Below are 17,016 nucleotides of genomic sequence, written 5' to 3' on the forward strand. Positions count from 1 at the left end.
TCAATTCACTGGGATACGCCTATCGATCAAAATGAACCAACCCGAACTGTCACTCAATCACAACGGTCGAGAGCGGGAATTTCGGCTCGGTAATTACCACCACAAGTTACCTATAAATTACATTTAAACATAAATATCTTAAAATTTATACGAAAATATACATACATCACTGGCGAAACAATCAACCAATAGATTACATGCAAGCCAACATCGACCCGCCCCTACGGTACTTCTGCAATGCGCAGAGTATTCATCGCCCAGGCATCATCCGCTGGTCCCGACGTCAGCGCGCCGGCGGCCGCGTGGAACCAGCGCTGGGTTGCCTCTGTTTCAGGCAAAGCAATCAGACGAATCGACTTTCGGCGAAACTGGCTGCGCGATCACCGGCCTTGCGTCCGCCGCACGCGTTGCACTGCACAATGAAAGCTTGGCAAGGCAGCATGAGTCATGCTGCCATGGCCGGGAACGCCACCTGTCGACCCTTTTCCTCGCGAGGCGCCCGTGCCTGTCACCGCCATCGATCCGCGGCCAAATCCAATCGCCGGCCCCGCCGACGCCCAGCCCCTGTTCGAGGATATCCGGCTGCTCGGACAGATCCTCGGCGACACCGTGCGGCAGCAGGAGGGCGAGCAGACCTTCGAGCTGATCGAAGCGATCAGGCGGCTCTCCGTCACCTTCCAGCGCAAGGCCGATGTCGAGGCCGGTCGCGATCTCGATACGCTGCTGGCGCGATTGAGCCCGAAGGAGACCGTTTCGGTCATTCGCGCCTTCACCTATTTTTCGCATCTCGCCAATCTCGCAGAGGATTGCCACCAACTCCGCCGACAGGCCGATCTGGAGGCCGTTGACGCCCATCCCGAGGGCAGCCTGGCGCATAGTTTCGACCTGTTCGCGCAGGCAGGCGTCAGGGCGCCGGCGATCGAGCGCGCCCTCTCGCGCAGCCTGGTGTCGCCCGTGCTCACCGCGCATCCGACCGAGGTTCAACGCAAGAGCATTCTCGATGCCGAGCGCACCATTGCCGAGCTGCTCGCCGCCCGGCCCACCCTGCGCGGCGCGCGCGCCCGTACCCGCAACGAGACGGCGCTGCGGGCCAGCATCGCCCAGCTCTGGCAGACGCGGCTGTTGCGTTACTCCAAGCTCGCCGTGCGCGACGAAATCGAGAACGTGCTGAGCTATTATCGCGCGACGTTCCTGCACGAGATCCCGCGCCTCTATGCCGAACTCGAGGAGCTGCTCGGCGCCCGCGTGCCGAGCTTCTTCCGGATGGGAAGCTGGATCGGGGGCGATCGCGACGGCAATCCCAATGTCACCGCCGAAACCCTGCTGATGGCGGTTCGCCTCCAGGCAGAGACGGCGTTGCGTCATTACCTGACCGAGGTTCATGAGCTCGGTGCCGAACTGCCGGTTTCAAACACGCTGGTCGGCAGCACGCAGGCGCTGCGGGACCTTGCCGATCGCTCGGGTGACGACAATCCCCACCGCGCCGACGAACCCTATCGCCGCGCCCTGATCGGCATCTACGCCCGGCTGGCTGCGACCCTGCGCAAGCTGACCGGCACCGAGGCGCTCCGTCATGCGGTGGCGCCGAGCGCGCCCTATTCAGCGCCCGCGGAATTCGTGGCCGAGCTGCGCATCGTTGCCGACAGCCTGCGATCCCGCCATGGTAGCCTGCTCCTGGGAGCGCGGCTCTCACCCCTGCTGCGCGCGGCGGAGGTTTTCGGCTTCCATCTGGCGAGCATCGATTTGCGCCAGAGCTCGGACAAGCACGAGGCGGTCATTGCCGAACTCCTGGCCACGGCCCGCGTCGAGCCACGCTATGGCTCTCTCACGGAAGACGCCAAGCGCGCCTTGCTGCTCTCCCTGCTGGCCGATCCGCGCCCGCTTCGCGTGCGCAACGCCGCCTACACCCCGCAGACCGAGGGAGAGCTTGCGATCTTCGAGGCGGCAAAACAGGTCCGCGCCGATTTCGGCACCGATGCCATCCGCCACTACATCATCAGCCACACCGAAACGGTCAGCGATCTGCTGGAGGTGGTGCTGCTGCAGAAGGAATGCGGCCTGATGGCGGGCACGCTTGCGCCCGGCGAGGCGACGCAGCCCCGTGTCGAGTTGATCGTGGTGCCGCTGTTCGAGACCATCGGCGATCTGCGCGCGGCCGAGCCGATCATGCGAGGCTTCTACGACCAGCCCGGCATCGAGGCGCTGATCCGCAATTCCGGCGGCGAGCAGGACATCATGCTCGGCTACTCCGACAGCAACAAGGATGGCGGCTACTTCACCTCCAACTGGGAACTCTATCGCGCGTCGACGGCGCTGGTCCGCTTCTACGAGACCAAGCCGGGGCTGACACTGCGGCTGTTCCATGGCCGCGGCGGCACTGTCGGGCGTGGTGGCGGGCCGAGCTATCAGGCCATCCTCGCCCAGCCTTCCGGCACCGTGAAGGGGCAGATCCGCCTGACCGAGCAGGGCGAAGTGATCAATGCCAAATATGCCAACCCGGAGATCGGACGGCGCAATCTGGAAACCCTGCTGGCAGCGACGCTGGAGGCCACCCTGCTGCAGCCGCACAACGAGGCGGCGCCCGAATTTCTCGACACCGCAGCCGAACTCTCCGTGCGCAGCATGGCCGCCTATCGGGCGCTGGTCTATGGAACGGCCGGCTTCACCGACTACTTCTATTCAGCCACGCCGATCACCGAGATCGCGGAGCTGAATATCGGTTCGCGCCCGGCGTCGCGAAAGGCGACGCGCTCGATCGAGGATTTGCGCGCGATCCCCTGGGGTTTCTCATGGGGCCAGAGTCGCTTGGCCCTGCCCGGCTGGTTCGGATTCGGCTCCGCGGTCGAGGGCTTCATCGCCGCCGCGCCGGCCGAGCGCATCGCGCTGCTGCAGCGCATGAGCGCGCAGTGGCCATTCTTCCGCACACTTCTGTCCAATATGGACATGGTCCTGGCCAAGGCCGATCTCGGCATTGCCCGGCGCTACTGCGATCTCGTTCCGGATCGCGAGCTTGCCCAGCGCATCTTCACCGAGATCGAAGCAGAATGGACCCGGACGGTTCAGGCGATCACGACCATTACCGGCGAAACCCAGCGCCTGGCCGATAACCCGGCCCTGGCGCTGTCCATCATCCACCGCTTCCCCTATATCGCCCCGCTCAACCATCTCCAGGTCGAGCTCCTGCGCCGTTGGCGCTCCGGCCAGATCGACGAGAAGGCCCGCCGCGGCATCCTGATCTCGATCAACGGCATCGCTGCCGGGCTGCGCAATACCGGGTGAGCAGCGCGCGTCAGTCCGACAGTGTCGGCAGCGGAAGGTGCCGGGGCGACGACGCTACGGCACCGCGGAGATTTCCGACGAGACCGAACGATCGCGCCCCTCGTTCTTGGCGCGGAAGAGCGCGAGATCGGCGGCATTGACCAGTTTCGCCGGCTCTCCGCCTTCGTGAGGCATCGTCGTTGCCATGCCCACACTGATCGTGACCCGGCCCGTGCCGTGCGCGATGTTCAGATCCCGTACGCCCTGAACCAGCCGTTCCGCCACGTATCTCGCGCCTTCCTGCGGCACATCCGTCAGAATGACGACGAACTCCTCGCCGCCGAAGCGCGCCGCCAGATCGGTCGAACGGGTGCAGCCGCCCTGGATCACGTTGGCGACCTGTTTCAGCACTTCATCGCCGGCGAGATGGCCATACGCATCATTGTAGCGCTTGAAGTGATCGACATCGATCATCAGGACAGACAGCGGATGCTGCGTGCGCAGGCAGCGTCTCCACTCCGCCGCAAGATACTCGTCGAAATAGCGGCGGTTCCCGAGTCCGGTCAGCCCGTCGATCCGCGTCAGGCGCTCGAGCTCGAGATTGACCCGCATCAGCTCGCGCTGGCTTTCGCGCAGCGCCCGATAGGCCTCGTCACGCTGGACATGATCGAGATAGGCGCGGGTGTGGTAGCGCACCCGAGCGATCAGTTCGAGCTTGTCGGGGAGCTTGACGAGATAGTCGTTCGCGCCCGCCTGGAAGGCCTCGCTCTTGGTGGCGGGATCTTCCTTGGTCGAGAGAACGATGACGGGAACATTGTGGATCGACGGGTGCTTGCGATACTGCCGCACCAGGTCCAGCCCGTCGACGCCCGGCATGACGAGATCCTGCAGGATCACGGTCGGCTTCACCTGTTCGGCCACCTTGATCGCCGCCAAGGGGTCGGTGCAGTAGTGGAAATCGAGATCGGGCTGGTTGGCCAGCGCCCGCCGCACGGCTTCGCAGACCATGACCTGGTCATCGACGAGCAGGATCATGGACATGTAACTGTCCGCCGGCGGGGGCACGGAAGACATGGTGAGGGTCGGTTCGCCTGTCATCAAGACAACCTCTTCAGAACGACTGACGGCATGCCTCGACAAGGCGTGGCGCAATCGCGGCAAGTGGTAGAATTTCGGAAGCTGCATCGATCGCAGCGGCCGCCTTGGGCATTCCGTAAACGGCGCTCGTCGCCCTGTCCTGTGCCAGGGTCAAGTATTTCCTGTCGCGCAGGAGCTTCAACCCGCGGGCGCCGTCCCTGCCCATGCCGGTCAGCAACACGCCCACCAGATCTCCCTGCCACCATTGCGCAACACTCTCGAAGAACACATCGACCGATGGCCGGTAGACGTAGTCGCGCGGTTCGGACCTATAGCCGAGGTCATGGCCCGATTTGAAGACCAGGTGATCGCCACTTGCCGCGATCAGCACGGTCCCCGGTTCGGGCCTGTCGCCTTCGATGGCGGGGCGCACGGAAAGAGCGGTGTGCTGGCCCAGCCAGCTGGCGAAGCCCGGCACGAATTGGGCATCGAGATGCTGGACGAGAATGAGAGCAGCGCGAAAGCCGCCCGGCAGTCCGGCCAGGAGTGTGGCCACGGCAGCGGGGCCCCCCGCCGACGCACCGATCGCGATCAACTGCTGCGCCGACGGTGCAGCGGTGCGGGCCGGCGCCGTCGTCCGGACGACGGGCGCGACATCACGCGAGAGCCGGCCGATCATCGCGATCCTGGCCAGCAGCGCCGCCGATTGAGCTTGGGCATTGCCGTCGGCCCCCACGCTGGGAATGTCGACCGCGTCCAGCGCGCCATGGCCCATGGCGTCATAGACGCCCGAGACATTGGCATCGACGCTCGCGGTCACCAGCAGAATGGGACAGGGCGTCTCTGCCATGATCCGCTGGGTGGCCGCGACGCCATCCATCTCGGGCATGTTCAGATCCATCAGGATCAGATCCGGCCTGTCGCGTCGGCACGCCTCCACCGCTTCGCGCCCGTTCACCGCGATCCAGGCGACTGCATGCTCGGTTGTCGAAACGACGATGCGCCGAAGCAGCTCGACCGCCATCGGCAGATCATTGACGAGGCCGATCCTCATGAACCTCTCTCCGTGCTGCCGCTCAGCCCCATGCTTCACCGATCAGGTCGGCGACGGCATGGATCAAAGTCTCGTCGTGGAAACTGCCCTTGGTCAAATAATAGTCCGCACCGGCATCGAGCCCGCGGCGGCGGTCTTCTTCCCGGTCCTTGTATGACACGATCATGACCGGCAGGTTCCGAAGCCCGCTATCCTTCTTGATCAGTGTCACGAGCTCGATGCCGTCCATACGGGGCATGTCGATATCGGTGACCACGAGATCGAACGGCTCGGATCGGACGGCGTTCCAGCCATCGATGCCGTCGACCGCGACCTCAACCTCGTAGCCGTGATGATCGAGCAGCTTGCGCTCCAGTTCGCGCACGGTGAGTGAATCGTCGACGACCAGGACGCGCTTGCGCCGCTTCTGGCCAACGCTGGCAACGACGCGCTCCAGGGTCTTGAGCCTGCCGGTCGAGGCGAGCTTCTCCATCGAGCGGATCAGATCATCGACGTCGAGGATCAGGACGGGTGAACCATCCTCCATCAGGGCCGCAGCGCTGATGTCCTTGACCTTGGCGAGCCGTGGATCGAGCGGACGGACGACGAGATCGCGCTCGCCAAGGAAGCGGTCGACGACCAGCCCATAGGCCCCGCCCCCCTCGCCGACCACGACGACAGCGAGATCGACAGAACCCGATTGCGGTTCGTCACGCCCCAGGACCTCATGCGCCGTGACCAGTCCGACCTGCCGCTCCTCAAAGCGGAAATGCGGCCTGCCCTCGAGGATCTCGATCCGCTCCCGCGGCAGCATCAGCGTCCGCGTGATCCCGGCCAGCGGAAACGCATAGGGTTCGCCGTCGATCTCGACGAGCAGGGCGCGGATCACCGAGAGCGTCAGCGGCAACTGAAGCTGGAAACGCGTCCCGGCGCCGAGCTCCGACGACACGGTCACCTGCCCCCGGACCTGGCGTGCCATCGCCTGCACGGCATCGAGGCCAACGCCGCGTCCGGAAATGTCACTGACGCTGCCCTTCATCGAGAAGCCAGGCAGGAACAGGAACTCCAGGAGTTCGGCCTCGCTCAGGCTCTGCGCCGTCTCGGCCGTCGTCAGCCCCCGCCTGCTGGTCGCAAGGCGCAGCGCGTCGAGATCGATCCCGCGGCCATCGTCGACAACGATGATCTGCAACAGCCCGGCATTGTGCCGGGCCTCGAGCTTGATCAGGCCTTCTTCCGCCTTTCCTGCGGCCCGCCGCTCCTCGGGAGGTTCGAGCCCGTGATCGACGGCGTTGCGCAGGAGGTGCCCGAGCGGGGCATCGAGTTCCTCGAGGATGTCGCGGTCGATGCTCGTCGAGCCGCCGACGATCTCGAGGCGGACCTTCTTGCCCAGGGTTCGCCCGATATCGCGGACGGTCCGCGAAAAATGCCGGACGCCATCGTCGAAGGGGCGCATCCGGCTGGCGAGCGTCTCGTCATAGAGCCGATTGGCGAGATCGGTGGCGCGCCGGTCGACGGCATCGAGCTCGTCGAGGCGCTGCGCCAGAATAGCCTGGCTTTCCCCGAGCTTGAGCTGAGCCTCGGCGAGCGCCTGCAGGGCCCTGACATCCGTCGTCACCGCCGGCATCGCGGCGCGCAGCGCGTCAAAGCTCTTGGCAAGATCGGTCTGGACGCGCCTGAGGCGCAAGAGCCCATCGTTGAACGGTCTGAGGCGCCGGGCCGACATCAGGGACTCGCCCGCGAGCCCGAGCAGCCGGTTCAGGCTTTCTGCCGTGACGCGCACCATGCGGTCCGACCCCGGGCTTCCCGGCGTCTGGGATAGCGCCGGCGCGGATCCGGCAGCCGGCTCCTGGGCTCGAGCGGGCGGAGCTTCGCTGGAATGATCTCTCTCCGGAGCCGCCGCAGGGAGCTCGTCATTCACGTCCGGCCCCGAAGCCGAGGAGCCAGGCTGCTGAAGCGCCTGCGCGAAGCCTGCGATTCTGCGCTGGATCTCCTCTTCGCCAGGTCCCGGCTCAGTGGCGATCGCGGCCAGCAGATCGACGCCCTTCAGAAGCGCATCGATATGGGCGTGATTGAGCCTGACCTGCCCGCGCTGGGCCGCAACGAAGCACTCCTCCATCTCATGCGCCACCTGCACCGCAGGCGTCAGATCGATGATCCGGGCCGCGCCCTTGAGCGAATGGGCGGCGCGCATGCAGGCTTCGAGATGAACGGCCGCGACAGGATCGCGCTCAAGCGCCAGCAGGCCTGCTGTCAGCGCCTGCGACTGCGAGTCGAGTTCGGCGCGAAACAGGTCCAGCATCGAGAGCTGGCTGAAATCCTCGCCGCTCATGCGATACTCCGGTCGATCATGGCGAGGAGCGGTGCCTCATCGAGGCAGCCGACCGTGCGCCCCTGCCAGGACAGCATGGCCTGGATGACGGTCGAGGCCGATTTGCCGATCGTTGCCGGTACCGCGATCAGGTCGCGCTCCCCATAGGAATGCATGCCGTGCACCTCGTCGACCTCGAAGGCGACGCGCCTCTCATCCCTGCCAATCACGATCAGACGGCGAAACACGGCGATCTTGCCACCGCCTGAACTCTGCCCGCCCGTATTGATGCCGAGGAGCTCCGGCAACGACATGCAGATGAGCAGTTCGCCCCGGACATTGACGATGCCCAGCACTGCGCCGGTCCGGCGATGGGGCAGCGAATGGATGCGGCGCGGCTCCGCGATCTCGTGACAGGTCGTCGTCGGGAGACCGAGCCATTCCTCTCCCAGACGAAAGAGAACGACGCTGCGAGCCCCACCCTCGGCCTCGGGGCGCTCTGCAGCTCTCGCGAAATGCTGTGCCCATTCCTCGGAATAGCCCGCAGGCAAGGGGCGATCGAGCAGACTGCGTGCGATCTCCGCATGGGTCGGGCAGTTCCGACAATGCAGATGCTCCCGCAATTCCGGACAGGACCTGTCCCCGCTGACACCGATCTGGCGCCAGCACTCATTGATGCCCTGTCCCTGCTCCGTCGCTTGCATGCCGGCCGTGACGGACATCAGACGTCACTCCTCTTCGCAATCCGGTCGAGCCGGTCGGTCAGCGCCTTGGCTCCGGCCTTGTCGCCTTGCCGCTGCAGCAGGAGCTTGAGCTGGACGAGCGCCTGACGATGGTCGGGTGCAAGATAGAGTGCCTTCCGGTAATTCTGGATCGCGTCCGACGGCGCGTCATCCGCATCATGGGCGAGGCCAAGCAGGTAGAAGACCTCCGGTGACGGCCCGAATTCCTCGAGATGGCTCGCAGCGGCGCGCTTGACCTCACCGAGGCGGCCGGCATTGGCGGCGTGCTCGATGGTGGCAAGGCTCTTGGCTGCCGGGTCGGGCGCCGGCGAAGCAGCCTCTCCTGGTGCGGTCTTCTGCGCGAAGGGGCGCACGCGCGGAGGCGGCGCGATACGCCGTGGCGCTTGTGCGGGCAGTGGCGTCGGACGCGACCTCCGTACGGGAGCCGCTGCCGGCGCTTGCTGCACAGCGCTTGCCTTGATGAAGGCGAAGGCCCTGGGGAAGCGCACCGAAGCGAAGCCATGCAAGGTCGGCAATCCGGACTCGGCCGGCCCCACCAGCAACAGGCCCTTGTCTGCGAGCATCTGCCTGAGCCGGTCCAGTGCCAGCCCCTGCGTCTCGCGATCGAAATAGATCAGCAGGTTGCGGCAGAAGATGACGTCGTAAGGTTCGGCCCTCGGCTGCGGGACCGGCCCGAGCAGGTTGCCGAGCGTGAAGCAAACCTGCCGGCGGACGCGCTCATGCGGGCGGAAGCCGCCTTCGACCGCATCGAAATGCCGGTCGCGATAGCCGAGTTCCTCGCCGCGGAAGGAGTTGCGCCCGTAGACCGCACGTTCGGCATAGACGAGATTACGCGTGCTCACATCGACGGCGTCGATGCTGAATTCCGTTGCCTCGAAGCCCGCGTCGAACAACGCCATCGCCATGGAATAGGGCTCCTCGCCCGTCGAGCATGGCAGACTCAGAAGTCTGAGCGGCGTCCCGGAACCCCGGCTTTCGCGAGCCTGGCGCGTCATCGCCGCGAAGGCCTCGCGATCCCGGAAGAACCAGGTCTCCGGCACGACGACCGCATCGATCAGCTCCTGACGCTCGGTGCGGTTCTCGCTGAGATAACTCCAATAGGTGTGGAGGTCCGGCATCTCGCAGTCGGTCATCCGTCGCTTGAGCGCATGACGAATTACCGAGGCGCCGACCGTCTCGCTGCTGAGCCCGATCATCTCCCTGAGAAGCTGTTCGAACGCCCCTGTGCCCATGGCCCTGTCCATCAGGAATGCGTCGCGGGCTGCTGGAACAAGATCTCACGGATCGCTGGGGATAGCAGGGCTTCCGCCCGGATCCTCTGGATCAGCCCCTTGTCGTCGGAAGCGACCGGGCCGAGATAGGGAGGCATTCCAGCCTCGACACCCGTGGCCACGAAATCCGCCGGATCGCGCTCGACGGTCTCGATCGCACGCTCGGCAATGAGCCCGAGCAGGGCGTGCTCGCCTGCACCGACCGGATAGCGCACGAGGATGATCCGCGTGCTCAGCAGGGGGGCAGCAGCGCGCCCGAGCGCGAGCAGGCTGAGATCGATCAAAGGCACCGGTGCGCCCCGGTAGTTGATGGCTCCGACGACGCCGACCGGCGCAGCCGGCAGGGCTTTCACGGTGAGCAGGGGCAAGACCATTTCGACCTGCCGGGCATCGAGCAGATAGCGGTCCTGACCCAGGCGGAACATCAGAAACAGCATCGGACGGGGCTCGGCTCGCCTGCTCCTGCGACAGCATCAGACCGGATATCAAATCCGGCCTGATGCTGTCGCACTTTGTCTTTGCATCCGCTTTTACGAAAACCGGTATCCACTTTTCGGGCCGATGCTCTACGCGCGAAGTTTGAAACGCGAGATGCTGCTGCGCAGCCCGCTCGAGACCTGGTTCAGTTCGTCGATCGCGAGCGTGGATTGCTGCAGCGACTCGACCGTCTGCTGGGCGGCTTCGCTGAGCTGCGACAGGGCTTCGCTGATCTGGCCGGCACCGGTTGCCTGCGCCTGCATGCCCTCGTTTGCCACCTCGAAGCGCGGCACCAGCCCCTGCACCTGTTCGATGATCTCCGACAGCTGCCCGCCGACCTGCTGCACCTCCTGCATGCCGCGGCGCACCTCCTCGGAGAACTTGTCCATGCCCATCACGCCGGCTGCGACGGCCGACTGGATGTCCTTGACCATTTGCTCGATGTCGTAGGTCGACACCGCTGTCTGGTCGGCGAGGCGGCGGATCTCCGTCGCCACGACCGCAAACCCCCGGCCGTACTGACCGGCCTTTTCCGCCTCGATCGCGGCATTCAGCGAAAGCAGGTTGGTCTGGTCGGCGACCTTGGTGATGGTGGTGACGACCTGATTGATGTTGCCCGCCTTCTCGCTGAGGATCGCGAGCTTGGCATTGATCGCGCCGGCCGCCTCCATGACGTGGCGCATCGTCGTTTCCATGCGCGACAACCCGGCCTGCCCGCCTCCGGCAAGCACCGCAGTCTGCTCGGCGACCACAGAGACCTCGTCCATGGTGCGCACGAGCTCGTTCGAGGTCGCGGAGATTTCCTTGGCGGTCGCGCCGATTTCCGTCGTCGTCGCGGCGATCTCGCTGGCCGTCGCCTGCTGCTCCTTGGAGGTCGCGGCGACTTCGGTGATCGAGGTGTTGACCTGGATGCTGGATTTCTGAACCTGGCCGATCAGGCCGGCGAGATCGTCGGCCATGGCGTTGACGCCGTCGGCCAGCGTGCTGAACTCATCGCGACGCTGGAGCTCGAGCCGCGCGCTGAAATCTCCGCGGCGCATGAGATCGACGATGCCGAGCAGCTTTCCGAGCGGCACGGTGATGGCGCGAAACAGCAGGTAGCCGCACAGCGCCGCGAGCGCGAGCGCGACCAGGAAACTGACGGCCAGGCCCAACTCCGCCGTACGCACGATCGAGACGATGCGCTGGGTCGATTCATCGGCCTCCGACTTGTTGTACTCGACCATCGCCTGCAGGCTTGTCCGCAGCTTGGCAGCAATCGGCTCGAACTCGCTCCGGACTGCGCCGCGCTGGTCAAGAGCCTGACCGCCGGCCGCAGCCTGTTTGCCTGCGGCCACGATCGCGTCTTCGGCCGGAAAGACCTGGTCGAAAAGCTGTTTGACCAGGGCATAGTTCTGGCGATCCTGCTCGGAGTCGAGCGTGCCTTCATAGGACTTCAGCAGGCCGCGCAGCTGATCGCGATTGGCGAGCATGGCGTCGGCAATCCTGGCCTTGTCCGCGGCCACGTCCTCGAGCACGAATTCGCGCAGGAGGCTGCTGGCCTCCGTCCATGTCGTCATCAGCCGGGTGCTGAAATAGAGAGCCGGCACCGTGTTGGTTTCGACCCTGGCCGCTTCGCGCTCGGTCTGAACGAACCAGAGATAGGAGATGGCGGCCATCGCCGACATCACCGCCAGGACCGCAGCAAAACTCACGAGAATGCGGCGGCGTATCGTCAGGCTCTTCATCAGGTTCGTTCCATCGTCCAGACACGCATCGAGGAGCAGCGTCGGTTCGACCGGCCGCCGCTCTCTGGCGAGGAGGCCGAATCAACTGTCGTGACAGGCTACCCTGAAGGTGCTTGCTCTCCGGTGAACTGCAGACGCTGCCTGAAGAGCTCTTAAGAAAGCGCTAGATCGATGGCCCAAAGGCGAGTCGAAGACGGCGCCGATGACGGTTGGCGCCGCGCTTGGCTGGCGAGCCTGCCCGCCGCTTCCGTCCGATGCCGGATCGTCACCGGACCCGGAGCCGAAGCAACGCCTGAGAGGTTGCCTGCCTTCGACGAGCCATCATCGGTCTGCCCTAGCGGCACATAACGGTCTCGGTGTGGTGACGAACCATAGGCCGACCGCACCGACTTACTGTATCGCACTGCGGGTGTTACAGTATCAAAGTTCTAGGCAGAAGCGTTTGGAACGACTGTCAGGACCTATCGAGCATCACCTTTGCGATGAGGTCACTGGATGACGGCGTCTGCGAGAGTTCTTCGATGGGCGATGTCGCCCTTCGGCCAGCTGTCAGGTCATCGGGCCGAAGCCAAAGGGCTACAGGCGGGCTCTCATCCCGGTCTGCGCGACGCCGATCACGCCTGGCCCCGCCGGGGCAGCGATCAAGATCGGGGATGTCACGCTCGATCGGCATCACACGGTCACTGACGAAATCGGCGAAACCTAGACCCGCTGCGCCATAGAGCGGCCCGGGAAGTCTTCACCACGGCTGGCAGGGAGGCGTCGATGTGGCGGATTGCATATGTGGTGGCTGTCGCCTGCGCCGTTGCCGGGCCGGCCCTCGCACAGACAGGCGAGCCTGCCGCCGTTCAGGTCGGCACCATCAACGCAGAACGCAAACCGATTTCCAAGTCTCTCGGTTTCGTCGGCCGCGTCTCGGGAATCGACAAGGTCGACATCAGGGCCCGGGTCACCGGCTATCTTGAGGAGGTGCTCTTCAAGGAAGGCGACATGGTCAAGGCCGGCGCCCCGCTCTACCGGGTCGAGCGCGACCTCTTCCAGGCAGCGGTCGAGAAGGCGCAGGGTGCGCTCGAGATCAGCAAGTCGGCCGACGCCTTGGCCGCGATCCAGCTCGAACGTGCCCAGGACCTGCTGGCCAAGGCGGCCGGCACCGTCGTGGCGCGCGATCAGGCCGTTGCCCAGAAGCAGCAGACCGCCGGCGCGATCATGACCAACCAGGCCGATCTCGCCACGGCGAAAGTCAATCTCGGCTACACCTCCATCACGGCGCCGATCTCCGGAAAGATCGGCCTGACCAATGTCACGAAGGGCAATGTGGTCGGCCCCGACAGCGGCGTGCTGACGACGATCATCAGCCAGGATCCGATGTATGTGACCTTCCCGGTCAGCCAGCGCGAATTCCTCAAGAGCGCCGAAACGGGCAAGCATGTCGATCCCAAGGCGGTCAAGGTGCAGCTCCGCTTCTCCGACGGCACTCTCTACGACCAGCTCGGGCAGATCGATTTCGTCAACAACTCGGTCGATCGTGGCACCGACACCGTGCTCGTCCGGGCGAGGATGCCCAATCCGACCGGCGCGCTGACCGACGGGCAGCTGGTGCGCGTCGCCCTGGAGGTCGGCGATCCGCAGCAGATGATCGTGGTGCCGCAGGCAGCCCTGATCGCCGACCAGGCCGGCGTCTATGTCTTTGCGGTCGTGGACGGCAAGGCCGTCGTCAAGCGGCTGAAGCTCGGCGGCGAGGACGGCCCCAATGCCGTCGTGTCCGAAGGCCTGGCCGGCGGCGAGCAGATCATCGTCGAGGGTCTGCAGGCCGTCAGGCCAGGGGCACCCGTCCGGGCACGCCCGGTGCCGGCGATGATCAAGGGAAGCTGAAGCCCATGATCTCCGCGATCTTCGTTGATCGGCCCCGCCTCGCCATCGTCATCGCCATCGTCACCACGATCGCCGGCCTGCTCTCGCTGCTGGCGATTCCGGTCGCGCAATACCCCGACATCGTGCCGCCGCAGGTCTCGGTGACGACGGTCTATCCCGGCGCATCGTCCCAGGTCGTCGACGCGACGGTCGCGCAGCCGATCGAGGCCCAGGTCGTGGGCGTCGACAAGATGATGTACATGAAGAGCGTCAGCGGCAACGACGGCAGCTACACGCTGCTCGCCTCGTTCGAGCTCGGCACCGATCCCGATATCAACGCGGTCAACGTCAACAACCGCGTTCAGATCGCCCTGTCGAAGCTGCCGCAGGATGTCCAGCGCCAGGGCGTCACGGTCAAGAAGAAGTCCTCGGCTCTTCTCGGCGTGCTCGCCGTCTACTCGCCGAAGCGCACCTATGATCCGCTCTTCCTGTCGAATTATGTCACCATCAACATGCTCGACCGGATCAAGAGCACGCAGGGCGTCGGCGATGCCGCTCTGTGGGGCGCGCAGGATTATGCGATGCGCGCCTGGATCAAGCTCGACGAACTGACCGGACTCAACCTGACGACCGGCGACCTCATCGCCGCCATCCAGTCGCAGAACGTGCAGGCCGCCGTCGGCCGGATCGGCGGACGGCCGATCTCCGACGACCAGCAGCTTCAGCTCAGCATCCAGACCAAGGGACGGCTGGCCACCACCGAGGAATTCTCCAACATCATCCTGCGCACGAACCCGGATGGTTCGGTGCTGCGGCTCGGCGACGTCGCGCGGCTGGAGCTCGGGGCCAATAATCTCGACCGCGACACCCACCTCGGCGGCAGCCCGGCAGCCGTGATCGCGCTCTACCAGGCGCCCGGCGCCAACGCGATCACCACGCTCGACGCCGTCCGCGCCCAGGTCAGGGAGCTCGCCAAGAGCTTTCCCGAAGACCTGGAATGGAAGGTGACCTACGATCCGACGGCCTTCATCACCGCCACCATCGACGAGGTCAAGAAGACGCTCCTCGAGGCCTTCGTGCTCGTCGTCATCGTCGTCTATCTGTTCCTGGGGAGTTTCCGCGCGACGCTCATCCCGACGCTCGCGGTCCCCGTCAGCCTGATCGGCGCCTTCATCGTCCTCAACGCCATCGGCTACTCCGCGAACTCGGTTTCGCTGCTGGCCGTCGTGCTCGCCATCGGCATCGTCGTCGACGACGCGATCGTCGTGGTCGAGAATGTCGAGCGCGTGATGGAGGAGCGGCCGGAGCTCACGCCGGGCGAGGCGACGAAGGTCGCCATGCGGGAAATCACCGCGCCGATCATCGCGATTACGCTCGTTCTGCTCTCCGTCTTCGTTCCCGTCGCCTTCATTCCCGGCATCGCAGGCGAGCTGTTTCGCCAGTTCGCCGTGACGGTCGTCGTCGCCATGGTGCTGTCGGCGATCAACGCGCTCACGCTCTCGCCGGCGCTGTGCGGTGTCCTGCTCAAGCGCCATCACGGCCCAAGGCGCGGCCTGATGGGCTATGTGATGCGCAGCATCGACCGGGTCCGCGACGGCTATGGCGCGGTGGTCGCGCGCATCGTCCGCTTCTCCGTGATGGGCCTCGTCCTCGTCGCCATCGCGGCGGTGGGTATTGGCGGCCTCTCGAAATTCACCCCCACCGGCTTCCTGCCCGAGGATGACCAGGGCGCCTTCTTCGTGGTGGTCCAGTTGCCGGACGGCGCTGCGGTCGGGCGCACCTCGGCCGTGGTCCAGCAAGCCGAGGAGATCCTCAAGGGCGAGGCGACGGTCGCCGACTACACCTCCGTCGTCGGCCTCAACTTCATCGACAATTACTCGCAGGCGAACTCCGCCTTCATGGTCGTGACGCTCAAGCCGTTCAGCGAGCGTCAGGGGGCCGATCTCGGCGTGCCCGCCATCATGCGCCGGCTGGCGCCGAAATTCGCGCAGGTCCAGGGCGGCACCGTGGTGCCGCTCGCGCCACCGCCGATCATCGGCCTGGGAACCGGCGGCGGCTTCACCTATGTGCTGGAGGATCTGCGCGGCGGCGACCCCAAAACCCTGGCACAGGTGGTCCGCGGCCTGACCATTGCCGCCAACCAGGACCCGCGACTGTCGCGGGTGTTCAGCACCTTCTCGGCGACCACGCCGTCGATCTATCTCGATATCGACCGCAACAAGGTCCAGATTCTCGGCGTCAAGCTTCAGGATGTGTTCCAGGCGCTGCAGGCCTCGCTCGGCGGCTACTACGCCAACGACATGAACCTGTTCGGCCGGACCTGGCAGGTGCAACTCCAGGCCGAGGCCGTCGACCGCGCCTCGATCGACGACATCTACCGGATCAATGTCCGCAGCGCCGACGGCAAGATGGTGCCGCTGCGCAGCCTCCTGGAGATCCACGTCGTCGTCGGTCCTCCCGCGCTGATCCGCTACAACAACCTGCGGGCCGTCACGATCCAGGGCGGCCCGGCGCCCGGCGTCTCCTCGGGAGAGGCGCTCAACGCCATGCAGGAGGTCGCGGCCCGCGTGCTGCCCGCGGGCTATGCCGGAGAATGGACCGATACCGCCTTTCAGGAGAAGCGGGCCGAGGGCAAGACGCCGATCATCCTCGCCTTCGCCGTGCTCTTCGCGTTCCTCTTCCTCGTCGCGCTCTACGAGAGCTGGACGATTCCGGTGCCCGTACTGCTTTCGGTCTCGATCGGCATTCTCGGCTCCTTCGCCTTCATGGTGCTCGGGCACCTGACACTCGATGTCTATGCCCAGATCGGCATGATCGTGCTGATCGGCCTTGCCGCGAAGAACGGCATCCTGATCGTCGAGTTCGCCAAGGAGCAACGCGAGAGCGGGGTTCCGCTGCTCGAGGCCGCGGCGGAAGGCGCCCGGCTGCGCTTCCGCCCGGTGATGATGACCTCCTTCGCCTTCATCCTCGGGCTGCTGCCGCTCGTCATCGCCACTGGCGCCTCGCAGCTCGCCCGGCGCAATGTCGGCACGCCGGTCTTCGGCGGCATGATCTTCGCCTCGCTGCTCGGGATCTTCGTGATCCCGCCGCTCTACGTCTTCTTCCAATCGATGCGGGAACGCCTGCGCCCCTCGACGCGGCCGAAGCCGATCGCAGAGGCGGCGACACCGCAGGCTGGCGAAGCGGTGGCCAAGCCGCATAGTCCTGCAGAATAGGGTCTGACGCGGTGGGCGTTCGGACCGGGATGTGCGACGGTGACCGTCGAGGGGGC

The 17,016-nt window shown here is 65.4% G+C and carries 10 protein-coding genes; 3 read left to right on the forward strand and 7 right to left on the reverse strand.

Annotation, left to right across the window (positions count from 1 at the left end; genetic code table 11):
- Positions 1-447 precede the first annotated feature (447 nt).
- Positions 448-3,279, forward strand: a complete 2,832-nt coding sequence (gene ppc / locus AC1DGP_RS08170) for a phosphoenolpyruvate carboxylase (protein WP_441507877.1) — start codon at positions 448-450, stop codon at positions 3,277-3,279.
- 54 nt (positions 3,280-3,333) lie between these two features.
- Here ppc and AC1DGP_RS08175 read toward each other — a convergent pair whose 3' ends face one another.
- From AC1DGP_RS08175 to AC1DGP_RS08205, 7 genes are all read right to left on the reverse strand, one after another.
- On the reverse strand, positions 3,334-4,299 hold the full coding sequence (locus tag AC1DGP_RS08175) for a diguanylate cyclase (protein ID WP_441507878.1): 966 nt from the start codon (positions 4,297-4,299) through the stop codon (positions 3,334-3,336).
- Between the two features lie 70 nt (positions 4,300-4,369).
- The gene (gene cheB, locus AC1DGP_RS08180) at positions 4,370-5,389 is read right to left on the reverse strand and encodes a chemotaxis response regulator protein-glutamate methylesterase (RefSeq protein ID WP_441507879.1); all 1,020 of its coding nucleotides are present in this window, start codon (positions 5,387-5,389) and stop codon (positions 4,370-4,372) included.
- Positions 5,390-5,411: 22 nt separating this feature from the next.
- The gene (locus tag AC1DGP_RS08185; RefSeq protein WP_441507880.1) at positions 5,412-7,697 is read right to left on the reverse strand and encodes a hybrid sensor histidine kinase/response regulator; all 2,286 of its coding nucleotides are present in this window, start codon (positions 7,695-7,697) and stop codon (positions 5,412-5,414) included.
- Positions 7,694-8,398, reverse strand: a complete 705-nt coding sequence (locus tag AC1DGP_RS08190) for a chemotaxis protein CheW (RefSeq protein ID WP_441507881.1) — start codon at positions 8,396-8,398, stop codon at positions 7,694-7,696. Before AC1DGP_RS08190 ends, AC1DGP_RS08185 begins: the two co-directional genes overlap by 4 nt.
- Positions 8,398-9,651: a CheR family methyltransferase gene (locus AC1DGP_RS08195; protein ID WP_441507882.1), complete on the reverse strand. Its 1,254-nt coding sequence runs from the start codon at positions 9,649-9,651 to the stop codon at positions 8,398-8,400. Before AC1DGP_RS08195 ends, AC1DGP_RS08190 begins: the two co-directional genes overlap by 1 nt.
- An 11-nt stretch (positions 9,652-9,662) precedes the next feature.
- A complete protein-coding gene (locus AC1DGP_RS08200; RefSeq protein WP_441507883.1) occupies positions 9,663-10,127 on the reverse strand; it encodes a chemotaxis protein CheW in 465 nt (154 codons plus the stop codon).
- 129 nt (positions 10,128-10,256) lie between these two features.
- Positions 10,257-11,894, reverse strand: coding sequence for a methyl-accepting chemotaxis protein (locus tag AC1DGP_RS08205; RefSeq protein WP_441507884.1), 1,638 nt, complete (start codon positions 11,892-11,894; stop codon positions 10,257-10,259).
- Positions 11,895-12,659: 765 nt separating this feature from the next.
- Here AC1DGP_RS08205 and AC1DGP_RS08210 point away from each other — a divergent pair.
- Together AC1DGP_RS08210 and AC1DGP_RS08215 are read left to right on the forward strand one after the other, a co-directional pair.
- Entirely contained in the window at positions 12,660-13,766 is a 1,107-nt protein-coding gene (locus AC1DGP_RS08210) for an efflux RND transporter periplasmic adaptor subunit (RefSeq protein WP_476831973.1), read from the forward strand.
- 5 nt (positions 13,767-13,771) lie between these two features.
- Complete coding sequence (locus AC1DGP_RS08215; RefSeq protein ID WP_476831974.1) at positions 13,772-16,960, forward strand: efflux RND transporter permease subunit; 3,189 nt, start codon at positions 13,772-13,774, stop codon at positions 16,958-16,960.
- Positions 16,961-17,016: the final 56 nt, after the last annotated feature.

It is taken from the genome of Allobosea sp. 05T433 (assembly GCF_056396065.1).